A 22,207-nucleotide genomic window follows, 5' to 3' on the forward strand; every position below is an offset into this window, starting at 1 on the left:
CGCGCGCCGGTGCGGCGGGCGGGTGGGTCCGGCTCTGCTCGGTTCCTGCTCGCCCCCCGGGTGCGCCTTCCCGCCCGTGCGGGGGACGACACGCGCCGGGGCGCGGCCGCCGCCGGCTCAGTGCGCGGCGTCGTGCCAGTCGCGGCCCACGCCGACCGAGACGGCCAGCGGCACCCGGAGATCATAGGCGCCCGACATCTTCTCCGACACCAGTTTCCGGGCGGAGTCGAGCTCCTCCCCGGTGACCTCCAGAACGAGCTCGTCGTGCACCTGCAGCAGCGTCCGGGAGCGGTAGCCGCCCTCGCGCAGCCCGGCCTCGACGTCGAGCATGGCCACCTTGATGATGTCGGCGGCCGACCCCTGGATCGGCGCGTTCAGCGCCATGCGCTCGGCCATGTCGCGGCGGTGGCGGTTGTCGCTGGTGAGGTCGGGCAGGTAGCGGCGCCGGCCCAGCATGGTCTCGGTATAGCCGTCGCGGCGCGCGCGGTCGACCACGGCGCGCAGGTAGTCGCGCACGCCGCCGAACTGGACGAAGTAGTCGTCCATCAGGCCCTTGGCCTCCTTGGGCGTGATCCCCAGCTGCTGGGAGAGGCCGTACTCGCTGAGCCCATAGGCCAGGCCGTAGTTCATCGCCTTGATGCGGGCGCGGGCCTCGCCGTCGACCTCGTCCACGCCGATGCCGAACACCCGCGAGGCGATCTCGGCGTGGAAGTCGCGGCCGGTCTGGAACGCCTCGATGAGCGACGCGTCCTCGGAGAGATGGGCCATGATCCGCAGCTCGATCTGGCTGTAGTCGGCGGTGAGGAGGTCGCTGTAGCCGTCGCCGACCACGAAGGCGCGGCGGATGCGGCGCCCCGCGTCGGTGCGCACCGGGATGTTCTGCAGGTTGGGCTCGACCGAGCTGAGCCGGCCGGTGGCCGCGACCGTCTGGTTGTAGGTGGTGTGGATGCGGCCGTCCTCGGCGATGGTCTTGACCAGGCCCTCGACGGTGGTGCGCAGCCGGGTCTGGTCGCGGTGGCGCAGCAGGATGACGGGCAGCTCGTTGTCGGTGCGCGCGGCCAGCCACGCCAGCGCGTCGGCGTCGGTGGTGTAGCCGGTCTTGATCTTCTTGGTCTTGGGCAGGTCCAGCTCGTCGAAGAGGATCTGCTGGAGCTGCTTGGGCGAACCGAGGTTGAACTCGCGGCCGACCACCCGATGGGCCTCGTCGACCGCCTGGCGCACGGCGGCGGCGAACTCCTGCTCCAGGGAGTCGAGGTACGCGCGGTCGGCGGGGATGCCGGTGCGCTCCATGCCCGCCAGCACCCGCAGCAGCGGGAGTTCGAGGTCGCGCAGCAGCGCGGCGCCGCCGCGCTTGTCGAGGTCGAGGTCGAGCCCGTCGGCGAGGTCGAGGGTGGCGCGGGCGCGGGTGGCGAGCTCCAGGCGCTCGGCCGCGCGGTGGTCGCCGTCGCCCCCGATGTCGAGGGAGAGCTGGCCGGAGTCGCCTTGCCGCTCGCCGAGCTCGCGGTTGAGGAAGCGCCGGCAAAGGTCGGGCAGCTCGAACCGGCGCCCGCCCGGCTGCACGATGTACGCCGCCAGCGCGGTGTCGCTGGTGAGCCCGCGCAGTTCGAAGCCGTGGGCCCACAGCGCCAGCAGCGGGCCCTTGGCGTCGTGCAGGCTCTTGGGGCGGTCGGGGTCGGCCAGCCAGTCGGCCAGGGCGGAGGTGTCCGCGGGGCCGAGCTCGGCGGGATCGACGAACACGGCCGCGCCGCCCGCGGTCGCGACGGCGAGGCCCGTGACGGTGCCGGTGCCCGCGCCCCAGGTGCCCGAGACCGCCACGCCGCAGCGCGAGCCGTCGGAGGCGTTGGCCGCCAGCCAGGCGCCGAGTGCGCCCGCCTCGGGCACGGCGAGGTCGACGGTGAACTCCTCGTCGGCGGCCTCGGGCGCGCCCTCGGCGGTGTCGCCGAGCACGGCGAAGAGGCGGTCGCGCAGGGTGGTGGCGAACTCCAGGTTGTCGAAGAGCGTGTGCACGCCGGCGCGGTCGGCCTCGCCCCGCGTGAGCCCGCCGACCGGGCGGTCCAGCTCGACGTCGGGGTCGAGGCGGTTCAGCTGCTGGTTGCGCAGCACCTGGTCGAGGTGGTCGCGCAGGCTCTGCCCGGCCTTGCCGGTGAGCTCGTCGGCGCGGGCCACCAGCTCGTCCAGCGACCCGTACTTGGTGATCCACTTGGCGGCGGTCTTGGGACCTACCCCGGGCACGCCCGGGAGGTTGTCGGCCTTCTCGCCGACGAGCGCGGCGAGGTCGCGGTAGCGCTCGGGCGTGACGCTGTACTTGGCCTCGACGGCCTCGGGGGTCATGCGGGTGAGCTCGGAGATGCTGCGGCCCGGGTAGAGCACCGTACAGGCGTCGTCGACCAGCTGGAAGGCGTCGCGGTCGCCCGACGCGATGAGGATCTCCATGCCCTCCTCGCGGCCGCGCGCGGTGAGGGTGGCGATGACGTCGTCGGCCTCGTAGCCCGGGGCGGAGACGCTGGTGATGCCGAGCATCGTCAGCAGCTCCTGCACGAACTCCACCTGCGAGGGGAACTCCGGCGGCGTGTCGGCGCGCCCGGCCTTGTAGTCGGAGTAGGACTCGTGGCGGAACGTGGGGCCGGACAGGTCCCAGGCCACCGCGATGTGGGTGGGCTGCTCGTCGCGGAGCAGCTTGATCAGCATCGAGGTGAAGCCGTAGATGGCGTTGGTGGACTGGCCCGTACTGGTCGTGAACTTCTCGACGGGAAGCGCGAAGAACGCGCGGAAGGCCATGGAATGGCCGTCGAGCAGCAGCAGGCGCCCGCACCCGGGCGGGCCCTGCTCAGCCGTTGACGTGCCGTTCTGTCCGGGGGTCTGCTGAGTCGTCGCCACAGGCAAATCCTAGGATGCCGTGCGGACATTTGCGCGTTGCGCCATACAGGCGGGGCACCCGGCCCCGCCCGGCGGTGCGCCGGCGGGGTCCGGACAGCCGGCGCCCCCGGCGCCGGCGGCGACTGCAGGGGAACGGGGCGGGCCGCCCCGGTTCCCGGGATTCTTATGGAGGGCGGAAGAGAACATGGCGATCGACGCGGACGGGCTGGCCGACCTGACCGGCGCGAACATGGGCGGCGACCTCGGTGAGCGCATGGGGCTGGAGATGCTGGAGGCGTCCTCCGAGCGCGTGGTCGGCCGGATGCCGGTCGAGGGCAACACCCAGCCCTACGGCCTGCTGCACGGGGGTGCCTCGTGCGTGCTCGCCGAGACCCTCGGCTCGGTGGGGTCGATGATCCACGCGGGCGAGGGCCGCGTCGCCATGGGCATCGAGATCAACGCGACCCACCACCGCAGCGCGACGCAGGGCCACATCACCGGCGTGGCCGAGGCGGTGCACCTGGGCCGCACGCTGGCCACCTGGGACATCACCATCACCGACGACCAGGGCCGCCGGGTGTGCACCTCGCGGCTGACCTGCCTCATGCGCGACGCCTGAGCGTCCGCCCGGGCGCAGGACCACGGGGGGCGCGGTGCCGCCGGTGCGCCGCGCCCCCGCTGCGCGCCCGCACCCGGCGAAGCCGCGTACGCGGCGTGGTCACCGAGCGCGAATGTCACGGCGCGAATCGTGAAAAGCGGCTCTGATCAGCAGGTTCTCCCCCAATACATGACTACGGAGAGATAACGGCATGAACCCGACTCAGCACCGACATGAGATCCGACCTACCGGAACGTGAACGGGTGTGATTAAGCTCCGCTAACGCCCGTGGTTAAGCGCGATCACCCTCGCCGCGGCCAGGGCGCACCAGCGCTACCCAGCCGGTTGAACGGAGAGACCTCGATGCCAAGCAAGAAGGCCCTCAGCCTCACCGCGGCGGCCGCGGCCCTCACACTTGGGCTGACCGCCTGCGGCGGCGGCGGAGGCGGAGAAGGAGGCGGCGGCGAAGACCCGCTGCAGTTCGGATACGTCTTCCCCGAGACGGGGGACCTCTCCCACCTGGGCCCGCCGCAGATCCAGGCCGCCAAGTACGCGCTGTCGGAGATCAACGAGGCCGGCGGAGTCGCCGGCAGCGAGGTGCCCGACATCCTGACCGGCGACGAGGCCAACGACGCCGCTCAGGCCAACGACGCCGCCAAGCGCCTGGTCGACCAGGACGCCGACATCATCCTGGGCGCGGCCGCCTCGGGCATGACCCAGGCCATCATGGACACCGTGACCGGCGCCGAGGTCGTCGAGTGCTCGGGCTCCAACACCGCGCCGGGCCTGGCGAGCGAGGACGAGACGGGCTACTACTGGCGCACGGCACCCAGCGACACCATGCAGGGCCCGGTCCTCGCGCAGAAGATCGCCTCCGACGGCCACCAGAGCGTGGCCATCACCTACCGCGCCGACGACTACGGCGAGGGCCTGGCCAACGCCACGGCCGAGGCGCTGAAGCAGAACGGCATCGAGGTCGCCTTCAACGAGGGCTACGACCCCAACACCTCCAACTTCGACTCGGTCGTCAGCGACGTCGCCGACGCCGACGCCGACGCGGTGGTGATGGTCTCCTTCGAGGAGGGCGTGCAGATCATCACGGGCCTGATCGAGTCCGGCGTCAGCGCCGACCAGATGTACGGCACCGACGGCCTGAACGACGAGACCCTGGCCGAGAAGGTCGACGCCGAGAACCCGGGCACCATCGCGGGCTTCCAGGGCACGGCGCCCGACAACGGCGAGGAGAAGTTCATCGAGGGACTGACGAACTTCTCCTCCGACCTCGAGGTCTACCAGTTCTCCGGCCAGGTCTACGACTGCGCGATCGTCACCGCGCTCGCCGCCGAGCAGGCCGAGAGCACCGACCCCGCGGTCTTCGTCGACGAGGTCCGCGCGGTCTCCCGCGAGGGCACCGAGTGCTCCGGGTTCAAGGAGTGCAAGGACCTGATCGCCGACGGCGAGGACATCGACTACCAGGGCGTCAGCGGCCCGATCAACTTCGACAAGGACGGCAACGTCACCTCGGCGACCTTCCAGATCTACGGCTACGACGACCAGGGCGCCCACAGCAAGCAGGACGAGATCACGGTGGACAGCGAGGCCTAGCGCCCCGCGTCCGCGCCATCCCGCTCCCGGGCGCCGGCGCACCCGCACACGGCCCCCGGCCGGTCCTCGGACCGCCGGGGGCCTTCGCACGGGCAGGGCCGGGCACCCGCGCGGACTGGGCCCGGCCGCGGCCCGGCGGCTCCGGCGGCGGTGCGCCCGCCTCCCGGGCGCACCGCCGGCCTCCGCAGGGCGGGCCCGGGAGGCTCCCGGACGGCCCCCGCGGCCTGCGGCGCACACGCGAATGGGCGGCGCCTCGGCGCCGCCCATTCGCGTCCGTCGTCCCGGTTCCGCCGGTGCCGGACGGCACCCGCCCGGCCGGGTTCAGTCGACCTGCGCCAGAGTGCCCAGGTAGAGCTCGATGACGTTGGGGTCGTCCAGCAGCTCCCGCCCGGTGCCGGTGTAGGCGTTGCGCCCCTGGTCCAGCACGTAGCCGCGGTCGCAGACCTGCAGGCAGCGGCGGGCGTTCTGCTCGACCATGACCACCGAGACCCCGGTCGCGTTGATCTCGCGGACGCGGTGGAACACGTCGTCCTGGAAGATCGGCGAGAGTCCGGCCGTGGGCTCGTCCAGCAGCAGGACCGAGGGCTCCATCATCAGCGCGCGCCCCATGGCGACCATCTGGCGTTCGCCGCCCGAGAGCGCACCGGCCTTCGCCTTGCGGCGCTCGGCCAGCAGCGGGAACAGCTCGGCCACGGACGCCAGGCGCCTCTGGAAGATCTTGGGACGCAGGAACACGCCCATCTCCAGGTTCTCCTCGACGGTCAGGCTGGGGAAGACGTTCTGGGTCTGGGGCACGTAGCCGACGCCGCCGGAGACCAGCTCGTGGGCGCTGCGGTCGACGATGCTCTCGCCGCGCAGCGTGATGGCGCCCCCGCGCACCGGCAGCAGCCCGAAGATCGTCTTGATCAGGGTGGACTTGCCAGCGCCGTTGGGGCCGATGATTCCCACGACCTCGCCCTCGCGCAGGGTCAGCGTGCACCCGTCGAGGATGTTGACCTCGGGAACGTAGCCGGCCTTCACCTCGTCGGCGACCAGCAGGTACCGGGAGTAGTCCTCGACGCCTTCGGCCGGTCCGGCCTTGTCGAGCACCTCCTCGCGGTGCTCCTGCAGCATGGCCGCGTCCTCGGGCGGCTCCGGCGGGCGGGCGCCCCGGTCCCCCCGCTCGGCCGCGGCACCGGCCTGCCGGACGTCCGGGCCCTCCTGGTCCTCGCGGCGCGACTCGGCGCCGCCGTCGCCGGACCGGCCGGCCGCCTCGGATCCGCTCACGGCCCCTCCTTCCTCGCCTGCGCTCCGCTACCGGGCTCGTCGTGGCTCGCGCCCAGGTAGGCGTCGATGACCTGGTTGTTGGAGCGGATGTCGGCAGGGCACCCCTCGGCGATCACCTGCCCTTGGGCCAGCACCACGATCCAGTCGCTGATGCCCATGATCACGTCCATGTCGTGCTCGACGAACAGCACCGTGGTGCCTTCGTCGCGCAGTGCGGTGATGTGCTCCAGCAGGGACTGCACCAGCGCGGGGTTCACGCCGGCCATGGGCTCGTCGAGCATCACCATGGTCGGGTCGACCATGAGCGAGCGGGCCATCTCCAGCAGCTTGCGCTGGCCGCCGGAGAGGCTCCCGGCGATGTCGTCCTTCTTCGCGTCGAGCTTGAAGCGCGCCAGCAGGTCCAGGGCGCGCTCGCGGTTGGCGGCCTCCTGGCCGGCCCACATCCACCGGGCGAAGGCGCCCGCGAAGCGCTCACCGGTCTGCCCGGGCGCGGCCAGCAGCATGTTCTCCAGCACGGTCAGGCGGGTCAGCGCCTTGGTGAGCTGGAACGTGCGCACCATGCCGCGCCGGGCGACCTTGTGGCCGGGGATGCCGTTGAGCCTGCGGCCCTGGAACGACCACTCCCCCGCGTCGGCCCGGTCGAACCCGGTGAGAAGGTTGAACAGCGTGGACTTGCCGGCGCCGTTGGGGCCGATCAGCGCGGTGATGGTGCCCCGCTGGACCTCCAGGTGCTCCACGTCCACGGCGGTCAGGCCGCCGAAGGAGCGGCGGATGCCGTCGGCCCGCAGGATCGGGTCGGCCTTGGCCGACCCGGGCACCGGCTCGGCGCCGGCCATCAGGTCCCGGCCCGCCTCGGGCGCGCCGCGCGTCGCGTCACTTGACATTGACCAGCATCTCCTTGCGGTTTCCGACGAGGCCCTGCGGCCGGTAGACGATCAGCAGCATCAGGACCACGCCGACGAGGGCGTGGCGCAGCGGGCCGGAGTCGGAGGTGGCCAGGAAGGGCAGCACCTCGTTCGAGGCCATGCCGCGCAGGGTCTCGTCGAAGAGCGTGAGCAGGAACCACATGATGACCGGGCCGACGACCGGGCCCCAGATGGTGCCGACGCCGCCCAGCAGCAGCATCGCCCACAGGTAGAACGTGACCTGCGGCATGAACTGGTCGGGGGTGATGTTCTGCTGGTTCAGGGCGATCATCACGCCGGCGAGGCCGCCGAACACGCCGCCGAAGACCAGGCTCTGCAGCTTGTAGGTGAAGGCGTCCTTGCCGAGGCTGCGCACGGCGTCCTCGTCCTCGCGGATGCCCTTGATGACGCGGCCCCAGGGGCTGTGCATGAGCATCGCCGTCATCACCAGCCCCAGGGCGGCCAGGCCCCAGCAGGCGAGCATCAGCCAGAGCTCGTCGGAGGAGAAGTCGACGTCGCCGATCCCGAAGGAGCCCGCCGGCAGGGGGTTGGCCGCGTAGAAGCCGTCGGCGAAGCTCTGCCGGCCGTAGACGCCGCCGGTGACCGGCCGGGCGAACTCGGCGCGGTAGACCAGCCGCAGCACCTCGGCCACGGCGATGGTGGAGATCGCCAGGTAGTCGGAGCGCAGCCGCAGGGTCGGGATGCCCAGCAGCAGAGCCAGGACCACCGAGCAGCCCAGGCTGGCCAGAAAGCCCGCCCACAGCGGGAGTCCGAAGGTCGCGACGCTGACCGCGACGCCGTAGGCGCCCACGAGCATGAATCCGACCTGGCCGAAGTTGAGCAGGCCGGTGTAGCCGAAGTGCATGTTCAGCCCGATGGCCGCGAGCACGTAGATGGCCGCGATGGGCCCGATCGCCGTCTCCAGGGACAAGGCGAGGATCGTCATGATGTCCATCGTCCGTCTCCCCTAGCCGACCCGTTCACGACGGCCGAGGATGCCCTGCGGCCGGACCAACAACACGACGATCATGATGAGCAGCGCCCACACGTTCATCAGCTGCGGCGAGAACCACAGCGTCGAAAGCTGCGCGACGAGGCCGATCGCCAGGCCGCCCACCATCGCGCCGTAGGCGGTGCCGAGCCCGCCGAGGATCACCGCGGCGAACATCAGCAACAGCAGGTGGAAGCCCATCTGCCAGTACACCGACTGGTTCAGGCCGAGGAGGACCCCGCCCAGGGCCGAGAGCGCACCCCCCAGCACCCACACGTAGACGGTGACGCGGTCGACGTCGATGCCGGAGGACTCGGCGAGGTCGCGGTTGTCCGAGACCGCCCGCATCGCCTTCCCGATCCGGGTGAACTGCAGCATGCTCGCGACCAGGACCAGCACCAGGACGGACACCACCACGATCGACAGGTCGCGGGGCGTGATGGCGACCGGGCCCCACTCGATCATGTCCTGGATGCGGAACTGCACGTACTTGCGCCGGTTGGCCTCGAAGACGACCAGCAGGACGTGGCGGAGCAGCAGGGCGATCCCGATGGTCACGATGAACATCTGGATCATCGCGACGTGGCGCCGCCGCATCGGCCGCCACAGGAACCGCTCCAGCAGCCCGCCGAGCACGCCGCCGCAGACGACGGCGAGCACGGTGGCCACGACGAACGGGTTGGTGGCGAAGTCGAGGACGGGCACGCCCACGAAGGGCTCGTGCAGCGAGGACAGGGTCGCCGTCCCGCTGAAGATCATCGCCATGATCGCGCCGAAGGTGACCATGTCGCCGTGGGCGAAGTTGATCAGCCGGGTGGTGCCGAAGATGAGCGAGAGGCCGACCGACGAGATGGCGATGATCAGGCCGAAGAGCAGGCCCGCCACCGTCAGCGAGACCACCTGGCCGAACATGCCGGAGCCCTCGGGGGCGGGCGGGGCCTCGACGGCGCCCTCTTCCTCGCCGCCCTCGCCTTCGTCGGTCCCGGTGTCGCCGTCGGAGGACTCCGACTCGCTGGGGGAGGAGGCGGGCTCTCCCTGCCCCTGCGGGACGAGCTGATAGACGACGGCGAAGCGCTGGTCGTCGCGGACCTCGACGTCGCGCTCGGGCCCGGCGGGGAGCTCCAGGACGTCGTATTCCTCGGGTACCGACTCCTCGTCGAGCACCACGTGGTAGGTGCCCGCGCCGGGCAGTTCCACTTCCCAATCGCCGCTGGAGTCGGTGGTCGCTTCGCCGATCCGCTCGCCGTCCTGGGAGACGGTGATGTCGATGCCCTCGACACCCTCGTCGCTGTCCGGTTGGCGGATCTGGCCGAATAGCGACGCACCGCCCTGGGTGTCTGCTGCTGCCGCACCCGGGATCGCCAGGGTGGCGGCGATCAGGGCGAGCAGCACCGTCACGAGGCGTGTGCGCACGCGCGCTCCTTGCGCATTCGTCAGAGGCCGGAACCGGTGTTTGTCCGCTTCCGACGGATTTGCTGTTCGGTGGCGTGAGTTTAGCCCGCTTTACCCTGTGCGTTCAGCACCTCTAAAGCCACGTGATGCAAACGTCACTGCTTTGTGCGCATCCGTGATCGAACCGGGACGTTTCTCCTGTTGACGGGGGCGATGGCGGCGCGGCCGGACCCGCGGAAGCGACCGCGGGCGGAGGCACCCTCACCCTCCGTGACCGCCAAGCCGCGGCGCCCGCGGCGGCCGGGCCCGCGCCGGTGCCCCCGACAGGCGAAACCCCGGCGCGGGCTCGCGCCGGGGTTCGGGTGCCTCCGTCCGCCCGGACGGGCGGAGTCGGCGGGTGCCGCGAGTCGGGGCTCAGCCGCCGCCCTGCTCGCCCAGGGTCTCGATCACGGTCTCGGCGACCTTGCGCATGGTCAGCCGGCGGTCCATCGAGTTCTTCTGGATCCAGCGGAACGCCTCGGGCTCGCTGAGGCCGTGCCGGCTCTGCAGCAGCCCCTTGGCGCGCTCGACCAGCTTGCGGGTGTCCAGCCGCTCCTGCAGGCCGCTGACCTCGGCCTCCAGCGCCGACAACTCGGCGTAGCGGCTGACGGCCATCTCGATCGCCGGTACCAGGTCGGACTTGCTGAACGGCTTGACCAGGTAGGCCATCGCTCCTGCGTCGCGGGCGCGCTCGACCAGCTCACGCTGGGAGAACGCGGTCAGGATGACGACGGGCGCGATGCGCTCGGCGGCGATGCGCTCGGCGGCCGAGAGCCCGTCCAAAACCGGCATCTTGATATCGAGGATGACGAGGTCGGGCCGGTGCTCGCCGGCGAGGCGTATCGCGGTCTCGCCGTCGCCGGCCTCCCCCACAACGGCATAGCCGTCCTCCTCAAGCATCTCCTTGAGGTCCAGCCTGATCAGGGCCTCGTCTTCCGCGATCACCACGCGGCTCTGCGTCGTCGTCACGTACATGAGGGTACCGAGATCCGCTAGGATACAGAGCAGTGGCCGCGGGAACTTAAGCCAAGGCGTAACCTCGCCAGCCGCACCCCGGCCGGGGTCTTCGGCTCGGTTCGCCCCCTTTCCCGCTGCGCAGCCCTGATACGCCAACCGGTAGAGCGAGCGAGCTCAAACCTCGTACAGTGTGGGTTCGAATCCCACTCAGGGCACCCTGTGCCTCTCGCACCCCCGTCGGCGGCGCGGTCGAGGCGACCACTCCCCCGGGCACCCGCCCCGGTTCTCCCGCTAGTCGCCCGCGCGCTCCGCTCGCATTCCGCGAGGCCGTACGCGCGCACGGCGTGTCGGCGGCGCTGCGCCGGTCACATTGCGGCCACAACACGAGCACAACCCGTAAGTTCGGTCGCCACGACCGCCGCGGTTCGCCGATCCTGGAGTAAGGGCGTGTTCTACGACAGCGGCTCGGGCGGCGTCTGCGGCCCGCGACGGGCGGTTGTCGGCTGCGAGTAGAGGAGAGCCTGGTGCTGACCGCGGTGGCCGCGATCGCCGGGGCGCTGACCATCGGCGCCTGGATCCTGGTGTCGTGGGGGTCCCGGCGCCGGCAGCCCTGGTTGATGGCCCCGCTGGCCGCGGCGGTCGTGCTGCTGGTCGCGGTAGGACTGGCCGGATGGGCGTTCGCACCCGTCGTGCTCCTGGCCGCGGGTACCTTCGCCGAGCTCGTCGTGGGATCGCGCGAGCCCCCCGCGCTGCGCACCGCCGCCCCCGAGGCCCCGCTGAGCACCGAGCGCTGGGCCGCCGCCGTCGCGGCGCCCTTCCGCACCGCGCTGGCCGAGCCCTGGGATGAGGTCGAGTGCCCGCAACTGAGGCGCGGCTACCGGAGAGCGCTGGAGCGGGAGTGGGGCGTCGTCGACCGCGCCTCGTTGCTTGCGACGGTGGAGCGGCTGTGGACCGAGCTGCACGGCGGCGGCGACGCCGACGTGCACGTCGACTTCGCCGCCGCCACCCTGCGCGGACGGCCCCGACCCGACTCCGCGCGCGAGCGGGTGGTGCACCTGACCCCCGAACAGGTGGGGCGGCTGCGCGCCGTCACCGGCGCCGAGCAGGGCGCGGACGCGGTGGTCGTCGCCGCCCACCAGTGGTGGCGGGCGGCGCAGATCGTCCGGCTGGTGCTGGGCGGGGCGACCCTGGAGTGGCTGAGCCGCGTGGAGACGCAGAGCCTGCTCCGCCGCACGGCCGGCGACCTGCAGCGGCGCTATGCGAGCTGGCAGCAGCTCGCCGAGGCCTTCCACTGCGGGTACCTGCTCACCTACGCCCAGCGGGGGCCGGGGTGGGAGCGCACGTGGACCGCGCTGGAACTGCTCGCGTTCGACCCGGCCAGCCCGTGGCAGCGCCTGCCGTGGGACATGCCGCTGGAGCGTGCGTCCTACGAAGGCGGACTGCCCAGCGCACTGCCGAACTGAGGCGGGGCCGGGCCCCGGTCGGCCCTCCCCGGTGAAGGCCGGTGGGCCTTACCGGGGCGAGGGCCGGAATGGGGAGGCGGTCGCCCGCCTCGACCCTGCGGCCGGATCAGTGGCCGTGGGTGATCGCGTCGCCGATGCGGTGTACGCGCAGCGAGTTGGTGGAACCCGGGGTTCCGGGCGGGCTCCCGGAGACGACGACGATCTTGTCGCCCTTCTGGTAGATGCCCATCTCCAGCAGCTCGCCCTCGACCTGGCGCACCATGTCGTCGGTGTGGTCCACCCAGGGCACGCAGTGGGTGTCGACACCCCAGGTCAGCGCCAGCTGCGCCCGCGTGGGCCCCTGCGTGGTGAACGCCAGCAGCGGGATCGGCGAGCGGTAGCGCGCCAGGCGGCGCGCGGTCTCGCCGGACATGGTGAAGGCGACCAGGGCCTTGGCGCCGACGGTGGCTCCGACTTCGGCGGCGGCGCGGGCGATGGCCCCTCCGGTGGTCTCGGGGACCCGGCTGAGGATGTGCGAGGCCCGCAGGGACTCCTGCTCGGCCGCGGCGACGATGCGGGCCATGGTCTCGACCGTCTCGATCGGGAACTGGCCCACGCTGGTCTCGCCGGAGAGCATGACCGCGTCGGCGCCGTCCAGGACGGCGTTGGCGACGTCGGAGGTCTCGGCGCGGGTGGGCCGCGGCGAGCTGATCATGGATTCCAGCATCTGGGTGGCCACGATGACCGGCTTGGCCTTGTCGCGGCAGCGCTCGATGGCGCGCTTCTGCACCATCGGGACGTTCTCCAGCGGGAGCTCGACGCCGAGGTCGCCGCGGGCGACCATCACGCCGTCGAAGACCTCGATGATGTCCTGGAGCCGCTCGACCGCCTGCGGCTTCTCGATCTTGGCGATGAGCGGGACCCGCACGCCGACGTCGTCCATGATGCGGTGGACGTCCTCGGCGTCGGCCGGGCTGCGCACGAAGGACAGCGCGACCATGTCGACGCCCTCCTCCAGGGCCCAGCGCAGGTCCTCCTCGTCCTTCTCGGTGAGGGCGGGCACGCTGACCGAGACGCCGGGCAGGTTGAGGCCCTTGTGGTTGGAGACGCGGCCGCCGATGAGGACCCGTGTCTGGACCTCGGTGTTGGTGGCCTTCGTGCACTCCAGGACCACGTTGCCGTCGTCGATCAGGACGCGGTCGCCGGGGCGCACGTCCCCGGGCAGTCCCTTGTAGGTGGTGGAGACCCGGTGCCGATCGCCGGGGACGTCCTCGACGGTCACCGTGAACTGGTCGCCGGCGGCCAGTTCGACGGGGCCTTCGGGGAAGGTTCCCAGGCGGATCTTGGGTCCCTGCAGGTCGGCGAGGATACCTACGCTGCGCCCGGCGGACTCGGAGGCCTCCCGGACGTTGGTATAGCTGGCGTGGTGGTCCTCATGCGTTCCGTGGCTGAGGTTGAGTCGCGCTACGTCCAGTCCCGCGTCGACGAGCGCGCGGATACTCTCCGGGCTCGACGTCGCGGGACCGAGAGTCGCGACGATTTTTGCTCGACGTGTCACGCTTAACACTCTAAAGCGTCTGGGCAGTGCAGTGGTCTAAACCAGGTTGCGAGTGGGCGTACTCCAGGTCGCTACCCGGCGAACGCGCTCAGCAGCGCGTCGTCGAACGCGGGCAGGTCGTCCGGTTTGCGGCTGGTGACCAGCTTGTTGGGCCCCAGGGAGCAGACCACGACCGGTTCGTCGGCCCAGTCGCCGCCGGCGTTGGCGATGTCGGTGCGCAGGCTCGGGAACGAGGTGAGGCGGCGCCCGGCGACCGCGTCGGCTTCGACCAGCAGCCAGGGCGCGTGGCAGATCGCCGCGACCGGCTTGGCCTTGTCGAAGAACTCCTTGGCGAAGGCGACCGCGCGCGGGACCGTGCGCAGGAAGTCCGGGTTGGCCACGCCGCCGGGCAGCACCAGCCCGGCGAAGTCGTCGGCGCCCACCCCCTCGACCGTGGCGTTGACCACGAAGGTGTCGCCCTTGTCGAGGTGGTTGAACCCCTGGATCTCGCCGGGCGAGGTCGAGATCAGCTGCGGCGTTCCCCCGGCCTTCTCCACGGCCTGCCAGGGGTCGGTGAGCTCGATCTGCTCGGTGCCTTCGGGAGCGGCGAGGAAGGCGATGATCGATCCGTTGAGGTCGCCGGCCATGGTGGTCGTCCTCCTTCTCGTGCGGCGGCCTTCCCGGCCCGCCCGCGGCGGCCGCCGTCGGGCGCCGGGCCTGCACCGCTGCCGCTGCCCACGATGCCGGGGCTTACGCGTGCAGGCGGGCGGCGCGGCGGCGCGGTCCGGGCCCCGGGGCTTCGCCCCGCGCCCGGGCGGCGCCGCTCAGCGGGGGCTCAGCCGGTCCGCACGGCGGGGACGGCGGCGGAGAGCCGGCCGTAGTCCCGCAGCGTCTTCAGGTGCCGCACGGTGAGCAGCCCGCGCCATTCGTTGCGGGCGCTGACGGCCCAGCTGTCCCAGGTGATGTCCCAGCCGCCGTCGCTGCGCCAGCGGTTGAGGAGCCCGTCGAGGGCGGCGGAGATCTCCTCGTCGGTGAAGAGCCGCCGGGCGATGTGGTCGGGGCGGCCGGCCAGATCCAGCGGCCGGTGCACGTGGCCCGCGGCCGCGGGATCGGTCTCGATCACGGCGCGGATGGCCGGGGCCAGGCGTTGGAACTCGGTCTCGGCGCGCCGGCGGTCGGGCACGTTCTCCAAGAACGTGCACACCGCGATGGCCTCGTCGGGGTCGGTCCAGCGCAGTGCGGCGATGCGCGTCCAGCAGAAGGCGGTGGCGCGGTCGCGCCAGGCGTGGCAGATGCGGTGGCGGTGCATCAGGCCCACCAGGGTCGCCGTGGGGTCGAGCGCGCCCGCGAAGTCGTGGGTCTCGCGGTAGGCGGGCGCCGCCTCGGTGTGGCGCGCCGTGGGCAGCACGGGCGGCACTCCCCCGCTGTCGCGGGCGATGCTGGTGAGGTAGCGGCCGATGCCGTCGGCGATGTCGCGGGGGACGGCGCCGAGTTCGTCGAGGTAGCGCAGGGCCACCACGACCGCGGCGGGCTGGCTGCCGTGCCCCCGCAGGTCGGGTTCGAGGCCGTTGCCGTAGCCGCCGTCGACGTTGCGGTAGGACTCCAGGGCCGAGCGGATGGGCGCGGCCGAGCCGCTGCGGAAAAGGTAGGCGAAGCGGTGGCGGTCGATGAGTCGGGCGTTGCGCGAGATGAAGTGCTCCGCGGAGCGGAGGGCTTCCGGGGTCACCATGCTCATGCCACGAATGTACGCCCGCACCTGGGGATCGGTTCAAAGGCGCGGGGCCGGCCGGACGCCCGCTATGCGCCATTTTTGCACTTCTTTACGCGCAGATCGCCCTTTTCGCGCCTTTCGCGGCAGCGAAATCCACACGGATCCTTAACGGGATCCGGTCCCCTCGTCCTGTTCTCTCGACGCGCGCCGCCGCAGCACCGCCAGAAGCAGCGCCCCCAGCCACGACAGCGCCACCACCACCCCCACCGCGAACTGGACCTCGGTCAGGAACCGCTCGGGGTAGACCACACCGGTCAGGTAGTGGTCGATGAACCCGCTGGGAGGCAGCCCCTGCAGGCCGGCCTGCAGGCGCGCCCAGTCCTCGATCCCGGTGAGCGGGCAGTGCCACTGGAAGTCGATGATGCCCAGCGAGTAGGCGCACACGGCCGCGTGCGGCCACAGCGCATGCGGTCGGCGCCACGCGAGGAATCCGCCCAGTGCCACATAGCACAGGAAGCCGAAGTGCAGCAGCATGGCCGCGTCGGCGATCAGGCGGTAGCCCATACTGGGCCAATACCCGCCGACGCGGCGTGAATGCCCGCCACTACGGCGATTCCGGGGTGCGGAGCGCGCGGCGGCGCGCCGCCGCGGGGTCCGGGCGCGGGGCGCAGGCGAGGCCTCCCCGGGGTGCGGCGCGGGCGCGCCGCACCCCGGACCCGCAGGTCAGCTCGCGGTCAGCGGCCGCTCCGTGGGTGGAACGGCCGTCGGCAGGACGGTCTCGGCACCGGTGAGGTACCGGTCCAGGCCCGCGGCCGCCGAGCGGCCCTCGGCGATCGCCCACACGATCAGCGACTGGCCGCGTCCCATGTCGCCGGCGCAGAAGACGCCCTCGACCGTGGTGGCGTAGTCGGCGCCGCGCACGACGTTGCCGCGCCCGTCCAGCTCCACGCCCAGCTCCTCGATCATCCCGGCCTTCTCCGGGCCGACGAAGCCCATGGCCAGGGTGACCAGACCGGCCGGGATCTCGCGCTCGGTGCCGGCCACCGGCTCGAAGCCGCCGGCGGTGCGCTCGACGTCGACCAGCCTGAGCGCGCGTACGCGCCCCTCGTCGTCGCCGAGGAACTCCACGGTGTTGACCGAGTACAGCCGCTCGCCGCCCTCCTCGTGGGCGGTGGTGACCTTGTAGACCATGGGCATGGTCGGCCACGGCTGGTTCTCGGGCCGCTCCTCGGGCGGCTTGGGCATGATCTCCAGCTGGGTGACCGACAGGGCGCCCTGGCGGTGCGCCGTGCCAACGCAGTCGGCGCCGGTGTCGCCGCCGCCGATGACGATGACGTGCTTGCCCTCGGCGCTGATGGCGGGCGTGTCGACGTCGCCCTCCTGCACCCGGTTGGCCTGGGGCAGGTACTCCATGGCCTGGTGGACGCCGTCGAGCTCGCGCCCGGTCGCCGGCAGCTCGCGCCACGCGGTGGCACCGCCGGCCAGCAGCACCGCGTCGTGCTGGGCGCGCAGCTCCTCGGCGGTGATGTCGGTGCCCACGTCGACGCCGGTGCGAAAGACCGTGCCCTCCGCCCGCATCTGGCCCAGGCGGCGCTCGATGTGCCGCTTCTCCATCTTGAACTCGGGGATGCCGTAGCGCAGCAGCCCGCCGATGCGGTCGGCCCGCTCGAAGACCGTGACGTCGTGGCCGGCGCGGGTGAGCTGCTGGGCCGCCGCCAGACCGGCCGGCCCCGAGCCCACCACCGCGACCCTCTTGCCCGATCGGGTCTCGGGCGGCTGGGGCCGCACCCAGCCCTCCTCCCAGGCCCGGTCGATGATGGAGTTCTCGACGTTCTTGATGGTCACGGCGGGCTGGTTGATGCCGAGCACGCACGCCGACTCGCACGGAGCCGGGCACAGCCGCCCGGTGAACTCCGGGAAGTTGTTGGTGGCGTGCAGCCGCTCGATCGCCTCGCCCCAGTCGTGGCGGTGGACCAGGTCGTTCCACTCGGGGATGAGGTTGCCCAGCGGGCAGCCGTTGTGGCAGAACGGGATGCCGCAGTCCATGCAGCGCGACGCCTGCTTGACGACCGTGCCGCGGTCGGCCTCGTGGTAGACCTCGTGCCAGTCCTGGATGCGCACGTCGACCGGGCGGCGAGCGGGCAGCTCCCGCTCGGTGATCTTCAGAAACCCTTTCGGGTCAGCCATGGTGTTCCCCTCCTTTCGGATCCGGCCGACGGTTCAGGACTGAGCGGCGGCCATGATCGCCTCGCCGACGTCGCGGCCGGCGCGCTCGGCCTCGGCCTGGGCAGCCAGCACCCGCTTGTAGTCGCGCGGCATGACCTTGCCGAACCGTGCGAGCGAGCGGTCGAAGTCGGCCAGCAGCTCGGCGGCGATGCCCGATCCGGTGGCCTCGCGGTGGCGGTCCAGCACGTCGCGCAGGAACTCCCGGTCGGCGTCGTCGAGGGGGTCGAGGTCGACCATCTCTCCGTTCACCCGCTCGGGGTCGAGGTCCAGCACGTAGGCGATGCCCCCGGACATGCCCGCGGCGAAGTTGCGCCCGGTGGTGCCCAGGATGACGGCGCGCCCGCCGGTCATGTACTCGCACCCGTGGTCGCCCACGCCCTCGGCGACGGCCAGCGCGCCGGAGTTGCGCACGCAGAACCGCTCGCCGACGACGCCGCGCAGGAACACCTCGCCGGAGGTCGCACCGTAGGCGATGACGTTGCCGGCGATGATGTGGCGCTCGGGCGCGAAGGGCACGTCCTCGGGCGGGCGGACGGCGATCCGGCCGCCGGAGAGCCCCTTGCCCACGTAGTCGTTGGCGTCGCCGACCAGCCGCAGTGTGACCCCCCGCGGCACGAACGCGCCGAAGGACTGGCCGGCCGAGCCGGTGAACGTGACGTCGACGGTGTCGTCGGGCAGGCCCTCGGCGCCGTAGCGCTTGGTGATCTCGTGGCCCAGCATGGTCCCGACGGTGCGGTTGACGTTGCGCACCGGCAGGTCCAGCTTCAGCGGCTCACCGAACTCCAGAGCGCCCTCGGCCAGCTGGATCAGCGTGTTGTCCAGCGCCTTCTCCAGCCCGTGGTCCTGGCCGCGCACCCGGTGGCGGTGGTCGCCGTCCCAGGGGTCCACGTCGTGCAGGACGGGCGAGAGGTCGAGTCCGGAGGCCTTCCAGTGGTCCACGGCGTCGGCGGTGTCGAGCAGGCCGACGGCGCCGATGGCCTCGTCCAGGCTGCGGAAGCCCAGCGCGGCCAGGTACTCGCGGACCTCCTGGGCGACGAACTCGAAGAAGTTCACGACGAAGTCGGCCTGGCCGGAGTAGCGCTTGCGCAGCTCCGGGTTCTGCGTCGCCACGCCCACCGGGCAGGTGTCCAGGTGGCACACGCGCATCATGACGCACCCCGAGACCACCAGGGGCGCTGTGGCGAAGCCGTACTCCTCGGCACCCAGCAGCGCCGCCACGACGACGTCGCGGCCGGTCTTCATCTGCCCGTCGGCCTGCACGACGATGCGGTCGCGCAGCCCGTTGCGCAGCAGGGTCTGCTGGGTCTCGGCCAGCCCCAGCTCCCAGGGCGTGCCCGCGTGCTTGAGCGAGGTCAGCGGCGAGGCGCCGGTACCGCCGTCGTGGCCGGAGATCAGCACGACGTCGGCGTGGGCCTTGGACACCCCCGCGGCCACGGTGCCCACGCCCGCCTCCGAGACCAGCTTGACGTGGACCCGCGCGCCGGGGTTGGCGTTCTTCAGGTCGTGGATCAGCTGGGCGAGGTCCTCGATGGAGTAGATGTCGTGGTGGGGCGGCGGCGAGATCAGCCCGACGCCGGGCGTGGAGTGCCGGGTGCCGGCGATCCACGGGTAGACCTTGTGGCCGGGCAGCTGGCCGCCCTCGCCGGGCTTGGCGCCCTGGGCCATCTTGATCTGGATGTCGTCGGAGTTGCTGAGGTAGTGCGAGGTCACGCCGAAGCGGCCCGACGCGACCTGCTTGATGGCGCTTCGCCGCAGGTCGCCGTTCTCGTCGGGGGTGAAGCGGTCGGCGTCCTCGCCGCCCTCGCCGGTGTTGGACTTGCCGCCCAGCCGGTTCATGGCCACGGCCAGGGTCTCGTGCGCCTCGGCCGAGATGGAGCCGTAGGACATGGCGCCGGTGGAGAACCGCTTGACGATCTCGGAGACCGGCTCGACCTCCTCGACCGGCACGGGCTCGCGCGCGCCCTCCCTGAGGCGGAACAGCCCGCGCAGCGTCATCAGCGTGCTCGCCTGGTCGTCGATCGCGGAGGTGTACTCCTTGAAGATCTCGTAGCGCCGGGAGCGCGTGGCGTGCTGCAGCTTGAAGACGGTCTCGGGGTTGAACAGGTGCGGCTCGCCCTCGCGGCGCCACTGGTACTCGCCGCCGATCGCCAGCCGCCGGTGGTCGGCGGGGTTGGCCGCGAACGCGGTGGCGTGGCGGACGGCGACCTCCTCGGCCAGCACGCCGAAGCCGACGCCGCCCAGCGGTGAGGGTGTGCCGGTGAAGCACCGGTCGACGACCTCGGGACCCAGCCCCAGCGCCTCGAAGATCTGGGCACCGGTGTAGGAGCTGACCGTGGAGACGCCCATCTTGGACATGATCTTCAGGACGCCCTTGCCGAAGGCCTTGACGGTGTTGCGCACGGCCTCGTCGGCGCCGATGCCGCCGATGACGCCGCGCTCGACCATGTCGCGCACCGTCGCCAGCGCCATGTAGGGCACGACCGCCGAGGCGCCGTAGCCCAGCAGCAGCGCGATGTGGTGGCACTCGCGGGCGTCGCCGGACTCGACCACCAGGCCGACCTCGGTGCGGGTCTTCTCGCGCACCAGGTGGTGGTGGACGGCGCCGGTCAAAAGCAGCGAGGGCACCGGCGCGCGGTCGGGGCCGGCGCCGCGGTCGGAGAGCACGACGATGTGCGCGCCGGCGGCGATGGCCGCCGACACCTCGGCGCAGATCTCGTCCAGGCGGGCCGACAGCGCCGCTCCGCCGCCGGCGGCGTCGTAGGTGCCGTTGGCGACGAAGGTGCGGAAGGCGGGGTCGGCGTCCTCGGCCGTCCCGGCACGCACGATCGCGGCCAGGCCGCCCTCGTCGAGGACCGGGGTGGGCAGCACGATGCGCCGGCAGTCCTCGGGGTCGGGCGAAAGGACGTTCTCCTCGGCGCCCAGCGCGGTGTGCAGGCTGGTGACCAGCTCCTCGCGGATGGCGTCCAGCGGCGGGTTGGTCACCTGCGCGAAGCCCTGCGAGAAGTAGTCGAAGAGCTGTCGGGAGCGGGCCGACAGGGCCGCCACCGGCGTGTCGGTGCCCATGGAGCCGATCGGCTCGGCGCCGGTGCGCGCCATCGGCTGGAGGATGATGCGCAGCTCCTCCTCGGTGTAGCCGAAGACCTGCTGCTGGCGCACGAGGTCGCCGACGGGCTCGGCCTCGCCCGGTTCCAGGTCCGACAGCGCCACCACGCCGCGCTCCAGCCACTCGCCGTAGGGGTGCTCGGCCGCGAGCTCGGACTTGATCTCCTCGTCCTCGATGATGCGGCCCTGCTCGGTGTCGACGACGAAGATCCGGCCGGGCTGCAGGCGCCCCTTGCGCACGATGCGCGAGGACTCGACGTCGAGCACGCCGGCCTCGCTGGCCAGCACGACTGTGCCGTCGTCGGTGACCCAGTAGCGGCCGGGGCGCAGGCCGTTGCGGTCCAGGACGGCGCCGATGACCGAGCCGTCGGTGAAGGACACCGACGCGGGGCCGTCCCAGGGCTCCATGAGCATGGAGTGGAACTCGTAGAAGGCCCGCACACGCGGGTCCATCTCGGTGTGGTTCTCCCAGGGCTCGGGGATCATCATCAGCACCGCGTGCGGCAGCGAGCGCCCGCCCAGGTGCAGCAGCTCCAGGGCGGCGTCGAAGGAAGCGGTGTCGGAGTCGTCCGGGTCGACGATGGGGAACACGCGCGCGATGTCGCCGGGCAGCAGGTCGCTGCCGAGCGTGGCCTCGCGGGCCCGCATCATGTTCCGGTTGCCCTTGACGGTGTTGATCTCGCCGTTGTGGGCCACGTAGCGGAAGGGGTGGGCCAGCGGCCACGACGGGAAGGTGTTGGTGGAGAACCGCGAGTGCACCAGGGCCAGGCCGCTGGAGTAGCGCCGGTCGGACAGGTCGGCGTAGAACGGCTCCAGCTGGGGCGTGGTGAGCATCCCCTTGTAGGTGATCGTGCGCGGGGACAGGCTCGGGAAGTACACGCCGGTCTCGTGCTGGGCGCGCTTGCGCAGGCAATAGGCGTAGCGCTCCAGGTCGATGCCGCCGAGGCCCTCCGCTGCGGTGCCCTCCGCGCCCGCGACGAACAGCTGGGCGAAGTGCGGCATGGCCTCGCGGGCCGCGGGGCCGCAGAAGTCCGGGTCGACCGGTACCTCGCGCCAGCCGAGCACGCGCAGGCTCTCTTCGGCGGCGACGGCCTCGATCGCGGCCACGGCGATGGAGCGCTCGCCGGTGTCGGCGGGCAGGAAGGCGATGCCGGCGGCGTAGCGGCCCGCCTCGGGCAGCTCGAAGCCGCAGACCTCGCGGTAGAGGGCGTCGGGGACCTGGGTGATGATCCCGGCGCCGTCACCGTCCTCGGGATCGGCGCCGGCGGCGCCCCGGTGGTCGAGGTTGCGCAGCACCGTCAGCGCCTTCTCGACGATCGCGTGACTGCGACGGCCGGAGAGGTCGGCTACGAACCCGACGCCGCAGGCGTCGTGCTCGTAGGCGCTGTCGTACAGGCCCTCGCGGGTGGAATCGGCGTTCGGTCGGACGGACGAACGCTGCACCTGGCCAGCAGGCATCTACCCTCCTGTCGTCGTACGTATGGGCTTTCGGACAAAAGCGCATCCGGGACGACATTGGCCCTGCTGCGTCAGCATGCGAAGGCGGCCCCTCCTGGCACCGGCTTCCACGGTCGGCGCCG

15 protein-coding genes and 1 tRNA gene are annotated in these 22,207 nt (G+C 71.9%); 4 read left to right on the forward strand and 12 right to left on the reverse strand.

The window, feature by feature from the left end:
* Window positions 1-117: 117 nt before the first annotated feature.
* Window positions 118-2,877, reverse strand: a complete 2,760-nt coding sequence (gene polA, locus ABEA15_RS14855; RefSeq protein WP_425579400.1) for a DNA polymerase I — start codon at window positions 2,875-2,877, stop codon at window positions 118-120.
* Between the two features lie 184 nt (window positions 2,878-3,061).
* Here polA and ABEA15_RS14860 point away from each other — a divergent pair, with 184 nt between their 5' ends.
* Window positions 3,062-3,475 (forward strand): hotdog fold thioesterase, encoded by a 414-nt coding sequence (locus ABEA15_RS14860; protein ID WP_345557088.1) that lies wholly within the window; start codon window positions 3,062-3,064, stop codon window positions 3,473-3,475.
* A gap of 342 nt (window positions 3,476-3,817) precedes the next feature.
* On the forward strand, window positions 3,818-5,059 hold the full coding sequence (locus tag ABEA15_RS14865; protein WP_344145752.1) for an ABC transporter substrate-binding protein: 1,242 nt from the start codon (window positions 3,818-3,820) through the stop codon (window positions 5,057-5,059).
* Between the two features lie 321 nt (window positions 5,060-5,380).
* On the opposite strand, the gene ABEA15_RS14870 is transcribed toward ABEA15_RS14865, so the two are convergent.
* The 5 genes from ABEA15_RS14870 to ABEA15_RS14890 all read right to left on the reverse strand — a co-directional run bounded on the left by ABEA15_RS14870 (window position 5,381) and on the right by ABEA15_RS14890 (window position 10,600).
* The gene (locus tag ABEA15_RS14870) at window positions 5,381-6,172 is read right to left on the reverse strand and encodes an ABC transporter ATP-binding protein (RefSeq protein ID WP_344145974.1); all 792 of its coding nucleotides are present in this window, start codon (window positions 6,170-6,172) and stop codon (window positions 5,381-5,383) included.
* Between the two features lie 149 nt (window positions 6,173-6,321).
* Entirely contained in the window at window positions 6,322-7,209 is an 888-nt protein-coding gene (locus ABEA15_RS14875) for an ABC transporter ATP-binding protein (RefSeq protein WP_386699053.1), read from the reverse strand.
* A complete protein-coding gene (locus tag ABEA15_RS14880; protein ID WP_345557089.1) occupies window positions 7,199-8,185 on the reverse strand; it encodes a branched-chain amino acid ABC transporter permease in 987 nt (328 codons plus the stop codon). The genes ABEA15_RS14875 and ABEA15_RS14880 overlap by 11 nt, the downstream gene beginning before the upstream one ends.
* A gap of 12 nt (window positions 8,186-8,197) precedes the next feature.
* Window positions 8,198-9,634 carry a branched-chain amino acid ABC transporter permease gene (locus ABEA15_RS14885; RefSeq protein ID WP_345557090.1) on the reverse strand — a complete coding sequence of 479 codons (1,437 nt, stop codon included), beginning with the start codon at window positions 9,632-9,634 and terminating at the stop codon, window positions 8,198-8,200.
* A 393-nt stretch (window positions 9,635-10,027) separates the two neighbouring features.
* Window positions 10,028-10,600, reverse strand: a complete 573-nt coding sequence (locus ABEA15_RS14890) for an ANTAR domain-containing response regulator (protein WP_344145980.1) — start codon at window positions 10,598-10,600, stop codon at window positions 10,028-10,030.
* Window positions 10,601-10,750: 150 nt separating this feature from the next.
* Between ABEA15_RS14890 and ABEA15_RS14895 the strand changes: the two genes are divergently transcribed.
* Window positions 10,751-10,824, forward strand: a tRNA-Leu gene (locus ABEA15_RS14895).
* 309 nt (window positions 10,825-11,133) lie between these two features.
* Window positions 11,134-12,072, forward strand: coding sequence for a DUF1266 domain-containing protein (locus ABEA15_RS14900; RefSeq protein ID WP_345557091.1), 939 nt, complete (start codon window positions 11,134-11,136; stop codon window positions 12,070-12,072).
* Between the two features lie 106 nt (window positions 12,073-12,178).
* Here ABEA15_RS14900 and pyk read toward each other — a convergent pair whose 3' ends face one another.
* From pyk to gltB, 6 genes are all read right to left on the reverse strand, one after another.
* Entirely contained in the window at window positions 12,179-13,609 is a 1,431-nt protein-coding gene (gene pyk / locus ABEA15_RS14905; protein ID WP_345557092.1) for a pyruvate kinase, read from the reverse strand.
* Window positions 13,610-13,680: 71 nt separating this feature from the next.
* On the reverse strand, window positions 13,681-14,235 hold the full coding sequence (locus tag ABEA15_RS14910) for a type 1 glutamine amidotransferase domain-containing protein (RefSeq protein WP_345557093.1): 555 nt from the start codon (window positions 14,233-14,235) through the stop codon (window positions 13,681-13,683).
* Window positions 14,236-14,423: 188 nt separating this feature from the next.
* Window positions 14,424-15,314, reverse strand: a complete 891-nt coding sequence (locus ABEA15_RS14915; RefSeq protein WP_345557139.1) for a prenyltransferase — start codon at window positions 15,312-15,314, stop codon at window positions 14,424-14,426.
* A 150-nt stretch (window positions 15,315-15,464) separates the two neighbouring features.
* Window positions 15,465-15,863: a DUF2784 domain-containing protein gene (locus tag ABEA15_RS14920; RefSeq protein WP_345557094.1), complete on the reverse strand. Its 399-nt coding sequence runs from the start codon at window positions 15,861-15,863 to the stop codon at window positions 15,465-15,467.
* Between the two features lie 159 nt (window positions 15,864-16,022).
* Window positions 16,023-17,486: a glutamate synthase subunit beta gene (locus tag ABEA15_RS14925; protein WP_345557095.1), complete on the reverse strand. Its 1,464-nt coding sequence runs from the start codon at window positions 17,484-17,486 to the stop codon at window positions 16,023-16,025.
* Between the two features lie 33 nt (window positions 17,487-17,519).
* The gene (gene gltB / locus ABEA15_RS14930; protein ID WP_344145776.1) at window positions 17,520-22,085 is read right to left on the reverse strand and encodes a glutamate synthase large subunit; all 4,566 of its coding nucleotides are present in this window, start codon (window positions 22,083-22,085) and stop codon (window positions 17,520-17,522) included.
* Window positions 22,086-22,207: the final 122 nt, after the last annotated feature.

The organism is Streptomonospora halophila, from assembly GCF_039542725.1.
Taxonomy (GTDB): domain Bacteria; phylum Actinomycetota; class Actinomycetes; order Streptosporangiales; family Streptosporangiaceae; genus Streptomonospora; species Streptomonospora halophila.